Consider the following 7,492-nt stretch of genomic DNA (forward strand, 5'->3'; position numbering starts at 1 on the left):
ACCGCCGGGGGCGGGTAAGGGAACACAGGCACGCAAGCTCGTCGAAGAACGCAACATGGTGCAACTCAGCACCGGCGACATGCTGCGCGCTGCCCGAACCAGTGGAACTGAAATGGGCAAGCTGGTGGTCGCGGTCATGGACCGGGGCGAACTTGTCACGGACGAGATCGTCATTGGTCTGATCCGCGAACGGCTCGAAAGCGATCAGTCGAAAGGTGGCTACATCTTCGACGGCTTCCCCCGGACCCTTGCACAGGCAGATGCCCTTGGCCGCTTGCTTGTTGATATGGGTCAGAAGCTTGATTGCGCGATCGAGATGCAGGTCGACGATGATGCCCTCGTTGACCGGATAACGGCACGGTCCACCTGCGGGCAATGCGGTGAGGTTTACAACGACCGTACCAAGCCGATCCCGGCGGATGGCAAATGCACCAAGTGCGGCGCATCGGATTTCCAGCGCCGTGCGGACGACAATGAAGAAAGCCTGCGCACCCGTTTGATGGCATACTACAAACAGACCAGCCCTCTAATTGGTTACTACTATGCTAAGGGTGATCTAGAGACAGTGGACGGCCTTGGCAGCGTTGACGAGGTTGCTGCAAGCATCGCGGATGCTTTGGACCGTAACTAAAAATTCCCGTCGAAAATTGTCGGGCGACGCAGGATGTTGCCAAAAATTCTTCGTGCGCCTTGCAGCACCTTGACCCTGTCGGAAATGCCCCCTAAACAATGCCATCCTGAATGGGAATCAATTTGTGGTTAAGGGTCGCACCCTGATCCCACAGAACACCTCGATATGACGCAGCCCGGCGCCCTTTAAGGTCCGGGCTTCCGTTGTGAAAAAAGGGTCTGGTATGACGGACCCGCAACGAAAAGGAATTGCACACGTGGCACGTATTGCCGGCGTAAACATCCCGACTGCAAAGCGGGTTCCAATCGCCCTCACCTACATCACCGGAATTGGCAATGCCAAAGCCGAAGAAATCTGCGCTGCGACCGACATCGATCCCGCGCGCCGTATTAACCAGCTTTCTGACGCAGAAGTACTGGCGATACGCGAATACATCGACGCCAACCTGACCGTCGAAGGTGACCTGCGTCGCGAGACACAGATCAACGTCAAGCGTCTGATGGACCTTGGTTGCTACCGTGGCCTGCGCCACCGTCGTAACCTGCCTGTGCGTGGTCAGCGTACATCCACAAACGCGCGCACACGCAAGGGCCCTGCAAAGGCCATTGCCGGTAAGAAGAAATAAGGGAGGGCTTGATCAATGGCACGTGATACAAAACGCACCAAGAAGAAGGTCTCCAAGAACATCGCCGCTGGCGTTGCGCATGTGAACTCTTCTTTCAACAACACGAAAATCCTGATTTCCGACGTGCAGGGCAACGCCATTGCATGGTCGTCTGCAGGTACGATGGGCTTTAAGGGCTCGAGGAAATCCACACCTTATGCTGCACAAATGGCAGCAGAAGATGCGGGCAAGAAAGCACAAGACCACGGCGTGAAAACAATTGAGGTCGAAGTGCAGGGCCCCGGTTCCGGCCGTGAAAGCGCGCTACGCGCACTGGCCGCGGTTGGTTTCAACATCACTTCGATCCGTGACGTGACGCCGATGGCCCATAACGGTTGTCGCCCTCCTAAGCGTCGCCGCGTCTAATTACACCCAAACGCCTTGGGGCTGTGCATGATTTTGCACGGCCCCAATCCGTCATTTTAACCTCGGGCGTTTGCCTTTTTGGACATGAAGGCAGACTAGTATGGAGGGACGTATGATCCACAAGAACTGGGCTGAATTAATCAAGCCAACGCAATTGGAAGTAAAGCCGGGGAATGACCCCGCGCGACAGGCGACCGTCATTGCAGAACCACTTGAGCGTGGCTTTGGTTTGACATTGGGCAATGCCCTGCGCCGCATTTTGATGAGCTCCCTGCAGGGTGCTGCCATTACTGCCGTTCAAATCGACAACGTGCTGCACGAGTTTTCATCTGTATCCGGTGTGCGTGAAGACGTTACCGATATCGTCCTGAACCTCAAGGGTGTCGCGATCCGCATGGAGGTCGAAGGCCCCAAGCGTCTGTCCGTTCAGGCCAAAGGTCCCGGCATCGTGACAGCCGCCGACATCAGCGAAACAGCAGGTATCGAGATTCTCAACAAGGATCACGTGATCTGCCACCTTGATGAAGGCGCTGACCTTTACATGGAACTGACCGTGAATACCGGTAAGGGCTATGTCGCTGCCGACAAGAATAAGCCGGAAGACGCCCCGATCGGCATGATGGCCGTCGATGCGATCTACTCGCCTGTCAAGAAAGTCAGCTATGACGTCCAGCCGACCCGTGAAGGTCAGGTTCTGGACTATGACAAGCTGACCATGAAGGTTGAAACGGATGGATCGCTGACACCTGATGATGCCGTGGCCTATGCCGCCCGTATCCTGCAGGACCAGCTGTCGATATTCGTCAACTTCGACGAGCCTGAGTCTGCAACTGCCGGTCAGGACGACGATGGTCTGGAGTTCAACCCGCTTCTGCTCAAGAAAGTGGACGAACTGGAACTCTCTGTCCGTTCGGCTAACTGCCTCAAGAACGACAACATCGTTTACATCGGCGATCTGATCCAGAAGACCGAAGCAGAAATGTTGCGCACCCCGAACTTTGGCCGCAAGTCTTTGAACGAGATCAAGGAAGTGCTATCCGGTATGGGTCTGCACCTTGGCATGGACGTCGAGGACTGGCCACCGGACAACATCGAAGATCTGGCGAAAAAATTCGAAGATCAATTCTAATCGCGTGGGTTGCACCCACCCTACGTAGGGTGGGTGCAACCCACCATCGTACAAATGCCCGCACTGGCGGGGAACATCCTGGGCAATTCCGCCCCACTAACGGAGCCAGCGACACGCATCGCATCGGCCCATCCTAAAACAAAATGGAGACTATCACATGCGTCACGCACGAGGTTACCGCCGCCTGAACCGCACCCACGAGCACCGCAAGGCGCTGTTTGCGAACATGGCCGGCTCGCTCATCGAACATGAGCAGATCAAGACGACACTGCCAAAGGCCAAAGAACTGCGCCGGATCGCTGAAAAGCTTGTCACACTTGGCAAGCGCGGCGATTTGCACGCGCGCCGTCAGGCCAATGCGCAGTTGAAGCAGGAAATGCACACAGCCAAGCTGTTTGAAGTGCTTGGCCCACGTTATGCCGAGCGTCAGGGCGGTTATATCCGCATCATCAAGGCTGGCTTTCGCTACGGCGACATGGCGCCAATGGCGATCATCGAATTCGTTGATCGCGACGTAGATGCCAAGGGTGCCGCCGACAAGGCGCGTCTGGCCGAATACGAGGCCGCAGACGAGTAAAATCTGCTGCTTGACCAATTAGAAGCCTCGCCCTCACCGGCGGGGCTTTCGCTTTTTTGCACAGAGAATATGTTTCAACTATGCCCGATCTTTTTGACAGCACACCCGACGATTCCCAAGCAGGCCCCCGCCCGCTGGCGGATCGGCTGCGGCCAAAGAAACTGTCCGAGGTGATTGGACAACAGCAGGTGCTTGGCGCTGATGCGCCCTTGGGCACGATGTTGGCGTCCGGGTCGCTGTCTTCCCTGATCTTCTGGGGCCCGCCCGGTGTTGGCAAAACGACGATTGCCCGCCTGCTGGCCGATGAATCAGACCTTCACTTCATCCAGATAAGTGCGATTTTTACGGGCGTCCCCGAACTGCGCAAGGTGTTCGAGGCCGCCAAGATGCGCCGCCAGAACGGTAAGGGAACCTTGCTGTTCGTCGATGAAATTCACAGGTTCAACAAAGCCCAACAGGATGGATTTCTGCCCTATATGGAAGACGGCACGATTCTGTTGGTAGGGGCCACGACCGAGAACCCGAGCTTTGAATTGAATGCGGCTGTACTCAGCCGGGCTCAGGTATTCATCCTCAACCGACTTGACCTCAAAGACCTCGAATTGCTGGCGCAACGAGCCGAGCAGGAGCTGGATAGGCCCCTGCCGCTGGATGGCCTTGCGCGTGAGGCATTGCTTGAGATGGCTGACGGTGATGGCCGTGCGCTGCTTAATTTGATCGAACAGGTGAACGCATGGAAGACGGACGCGCGGCTGACCACCGATGACCTGACCAAGCGGCTGATGAAGCGCGCCGTAAAATACGACAAATCCGGTGACGAACACTACAACCTGATCAGCGCCCTGCATAAATCCGTGCGCGGCTCTGATCCCGACGCGGCCCTTTACTGGTTCGCACGCATGTTGGCCGGTGGCGAAGACCCGCGCTTTCTGGCCCGCCGCATCACCCGCATGGCGGTCGAGGATATCGGGCTGGCCGATCCGCAGGCGCAGGCTGTCTGTTTGCAGTCATGGGAAACCTATGAACGGCTGGGATCGCCCGAGGGGGAACTGGCACTGGCGCAGGCGGTGACCTACCTCGCGCTCGCGCCGAAATCGAACGCGACATATGTGGCTTATAAGGGTGCCGTTGCAGCCGCCAAAAAGACTGGATCGGAACCGCCGCCTGCCCATATCCTGAACGCGCCGACGACACTGATGAAAGAGCAGGGTTTCGGCGCGGGCTATAACTATGACCATGAAGCCGAAGACGGGTTCAGTGGCCAAAACTATTTTCCCGACACGATGAAGCGCGGCGTCTATTACATCCCCGTTGATCGCGGGTTCGAGCGCGAATTGAAAAAGCGGGTCGATTACTTTGCAGGCCTGCGCGCCAAGCGGGCCAAGAATTGACAACCTGCGCACAAAGGCTCATGGGAGCGGCATGATGACATCTGTAATCTCTGTGGCGCTTGGCGGTGCCTTGGGCGCTGTGTTGCGTTTCCTTGTCGGGCTGACTGTGGCGTTTCCAATTGGGACGCTGGCGGTCAACATCATTGGATCGTTCGCGATCGGTTTGCTTTGGGTCCTGCTCTCGGCACGGGGATTGCACCACTGGTCGCCCTTCGTGATGATCGGGGTCTTGGGCGGTTTCACAACGTTTTCGACGTTTTCGCTCGATACGCTGCGGCTGGTTGAGAACGGGCGCATTGCGGCAGCGGGGGGCTATGTCATGGCCTCGGTTGTCTTGTCGCTTGTCGCCTGCGCGGCAGGTTTGTGGCTTGCCAGAGGAGTAACGGCATGAGTGGTGTCCAAACACGGATTATTGGCCCTGATGACGGGGACCAGCGGCTTGACCGTTATCTGCGGCGTCTGTTTCCGCATCTGACCCAAGGCCGCATTGAAAAGATGTGCCGCAAAGGTGAGGTGCGCGTGGATGGCGGCCGCGTCAAGACCAACACACGACTGGACGTCGGTCAGAAGGTAAGGATTCCGCCTTTGCCATCAGAGGAAGAGGCGGCAGCGGCAGCCAACCTTGCCAAGCGCGGCGTGACGAAGGCGGATGCCAAGCTGATCCAGTCCTGCGTCATCTACAAGGACGACCACATCATCGCGATCAACAAGCCCCATGGTTTGGCCACCCAAGGTGGCACGAACACGACCCGCCATGTGGATGGCTTGGCCGAGGCTTTGATGTTTGATTACGACGAAAAGCCTCGTTTGGTACACCGCTTGGACAAGGATACATCAGGTGTCCTTTTGCTGGCCCGGACCCGTATGATGGCAAAGCAGCTGACCGAAAATCTCAAGCATCGTGAAACACGCAAGATTTACTGGGCCGCCGTTGCCGGTGTGCCCCATCCGCGCGCCGGCACGATCAAATACGGGCTGGTCAAAGCCCCAGGTCATGGTCGTGGCGGCGAAAATGAAAAGATGCGCTGCGTGCATCCGCGCGACATCGCAAGCACCGAGGGGGCCAAGCGCGCGACAACCGATTATGCGGTGATGGATACGCTGGCCAGTCGGGCGGCATGGTGCGCCTTGGTGCCGATTACAGGCCGTACGCACCAGTTGCGTGCCCATATGGCCGAGATCGGCCACCCGATTGTGGGTGATGGCAAATATGGCGGCTCTGGTCAGGAAAATCTTGGTGATGGCTGGGGCGCGGGCATGGGCAGCGAGATCGGGCGCAAGTTGCATCTGCACGCGCGCAGCCTGACGATCGAACATCCGGCGACGGGTGCGATCCTGCATCTAACTGCGCCGTTGCCAGAGCATATGCAGAACACATGGGATTTCGTGGGCTGGGTTGTCGGCCACGCCCCCGTCGATCCGTTCAATATGCCAGATGAGTGACTTGCGACTGGTGATCTTTGACGTCGACGGCACGCTTGTCGACAGTCAGGCCGAGATTATGGCCGCGATGACCTTGGCCTTCGCCTCGGAAGGCATCGCGCTGCCGGATCGCGCTGCTGTTCTGTCTATTGTGGGCCTGTCGTTGGCCGAGGCATTCAGTGTGCTTTGCCCTGAAGTTGACCCATCGCAACGTGGGCGGATGGTGGAAGCCTATAAGGACGCCTTTGTCAGTCTGCGGAGCGACAATCAGGAACTGGGGCCATTGTTTCCCGGCGCGCTGGATGCGCTGGATATCTTGCGCGCGCAGGATCACACCTTGCTCGCTGTTGCGACGGGCAAATCCCGGCGTGGTCTGGATAAGGTTCTGGAGCGGCACGGTCTGACAGGCGTATTCCATTCCGAACAGGTGGCGGATCATCATCCGTCCAAGCCGAACCCCTCGATGATCCTGACGGCTCTGAATGAAACCGGCGTGGTGCCGCAAAAGTCCGTCATGCTGGGCGACACGACCTACGACATGGATATGGCGCGCGCGGCCGGTATCAGCAAGATCGGGGTCACATGGGGCTATCACGCTGCCGAGGCCTTGAGGCCGGATGCGATGATCGAAGATTTCGCGGCGCTGGCGGCCGCTGTGGACCAACTGATAGGGCCTTGAACAATGAGTGACTGGCAACCCAAACGCTTTTGGAAACAGGCGCAGGTCGAAGCCTGTGAAGGCGGGTTCACCGTAAGACTGGACGGACGCGCGGTGCGAACGCCTGCGAAAGCGGCCTTGACGTTGCCGACACAGGCGCTGGCAGAGGCCATTGCACAAGAATGGGACGCGCAGGAAAAGCTCATTGATCCACGCACCATGCCTGTGACACGCGGGGCGAATGCCGCGATTGACAAGGTCAGTACGCAGCGCGTCGAAGTAATTGATTTACTTTCAGAATATGGTGACAGTGACTTGCTTTGCTATCGCGCTGCAGGCCCTGAAGGTTTGATCAAGCGACAGGCCGAGGGCTGGGATCCGATGCTGGATTGGGCCGCCGAGACGCTCGGCGCGCGGCTTTCGGTGGGCGAAGGCGTAATGCATGTGGTGCAAAAGCCGGATGCGCTCGCAAAGCTGGCTAAGGAAGTCGCGGCATTCGATGATTTTGCCTTGGCGGGGGTGCATGACCTGATCAGCTTGTCGGGATCACTGGTTCTTGCGCTTGCCGTCACGCGAAAGGCCATCGCGCCTGAAGAGGCTTGGGCGCTCTCGCGCATAGATGAAGATTGGCAGGCTGAGCAATGGGGTGCAGAC

Annotated in this window: 10 protein-coding genes; all 10 read left to right on the forward strand. The window is 57.9% G+C overall.

What is annotated here, in order from left to right; genetic code table 11:
• Positions 1-631: adenylate kinase (locus tag R6T97_RS08280; protein ID WP_410348815.1), on the forward strand; the 631-nt coding region annotated here is incomplete at its 5' end.
• Positions 632-887: 256 nt separating this feature from the next.
• On the forward strand, positions 888-1,256 hold the full coding sequence (gene rpsM / locus R6T97_RS08285) for a 30S ribosomal protein S13 (RefSeq protein ID WP_410348816.1): 369 nt from the start codon (positions 888-890) through the stop codon (positions 1,254-1,256).
• A 15-nt stretch (positions 1,257-1,271) separates the two neighbouring features.
• Positions 1,272-1,661, forward strand: a complete 390-nt coding sequence (rpsK, locus tag R6T97_RS08290) for a 30S ribosomal protein S11 (protein WP_410348818.1) — start codon at positions 1,272-1,274, stop codon at positions 1,659-1,661.
• Positions 1,662-1,773: 112 nt separating this feature from the next.
• A complete protein-coding gene (locus tag R6T97_RS08295; protein ID WP_410348825.1) occupies positions 1,774-2,790 on the forward strand; it encodes a DNA-directed RNA polymerase subunit alpha in 1,017 nt (338 codons plus the stop codon).
• A 157-nt stretch (positions 2,791-2,947) separates the two neighbouring features.
• Positions 2,948-3,367 carry a 50S ribosomal protein L17 gene (gene rplQ, locus R6T97_RS08300; protein ID WP_410348819.1) on the forward strand — a complete coding sequence of 140 codons (420 nt, stop codon included), beginning with the start codon at positions 2,948-2,950 and terminating at the stop codon, positions 3,365-3,367.
• 80 nt (positions 3,368-3,447) lie between these two features.
• Positions 3,448-4,758 (forward strand): replication-associated recombination protein A, encoded by a 1,311-nt coding sequence (locus tag R6T97_RS08305; protein ID WP_410348820.1) that lies wholly within the window; start codon positions 3,448-3,450, stop codon positions 4,756-4,758.
• Between the two features lie 31 nt (positions 4,759-4,789).
• Positions 4,790-5,149 (forward strand): fluoride efflux transporter CrcB, encoded by a 360-nt coding sequence (gene crcB, locus R6T97_RS08310; protein ID WP_410348821.1) that lies wholly within the window; start codon positions 4,790-4,792, stop codon positions 5,147-5,149.
• Positions 5,146-6,201 (forward strand): RluA family pseudouridine synthase, encoded by a 1,056-nt coding sequence (locus tag R6T97_RS08315; RefSeq protein ID WP_410348822.1) that lies wholly within the window; start codon positions 5,146-5,148, stop codon positions 6,199-6,201. The genes crcB and R6T97_RS08315 overlap by 4 nt, the downstream gene beginning before the upstream one ends.
• The gene (locus tag R6T97_RS08320; RefSeq protein WP_410348823.1) at positions 6,194-6,859 is read left to right on the forward strand and encodes an HAD-IA family hydrolase; all 666 of its coding nucleotides are present in this window, start codon (positions 6,194-6,196) and stop codon (positions 6,857-6,859) included. The genes R6T97_RS08315 and R6T97_RS08320 overlap by 8 nt, the downstream gene beginning before the upstream one ends.
• Positions 6,860-6,862: 3 nt before the next feature.
• The coding region (locus R6T97_RS08325; RefSeq protein ID WP_410348824.1) for an ATP12 family chaperone protein at positions 6,863-7,492 on the forward strand (630 nt) is incomplete at its 3' end.

The sequence above is a fragment of the Yoonia sp. genome (assembly GCF_046498525.1).
Lineage (GTDB): Bacteria > Pseudomonadota > Alphaproteobacteria > Rhodobacterales > Rhodobacteraceae > Yoonia.

Excerpts from the sequence above, each read along its gene's own strand:
- rpsK (WP_410348818.1), top strand. The coding sequence starts at position 1,272 with ATGGCACGTGATACAAAACGCACCAAGAAGAAGGTCTCCAAGAACATC.
- R6T97_RS08295 (WP_410348825.1), top strand. The coding sequence starts at position 1,774 with ATGATCCACAAGAACTGGGCTGAATTAATCAAGCCAACGCAATTGGAA.
- rplQ (WP_410348819.1), top strand. The coding sequence starts at position 2,948 with ATGCGTCACGCACGAGGTTACCGCCGCCTGAACCGCACCCACGAGCAC.
- R6T97_RS08305 (WP_410348820.1), top strand. The coding sequence starts at position 3,448 with ATGCCCGATCTTTTTGACAGCACACCCGACGATTCCCAAGCAGGCCCC.
- crcB (WP_410348821.1), top strand. The coding sequence starts at position 4,790 with ATGATGACATCTGTAATCTCTGTGGCGCTTGGCGGTGCCTTGGGCGCT.
- R6T97_RS08315 (WP_410348822.1), top strand. The coding sequence starts at position 5,146 with ATGAGTGGTGTCCAAACACGGATTATTGGCCCTGATGACGGGGACCAG.
- R6T97_RS08320 (WP_410348823.1), top strand. The coding sequence starts at position 6,194 with ATGAGTGACTTGCGACTGGTGATCTTTGACGTCGACGGCACGCTTGTC.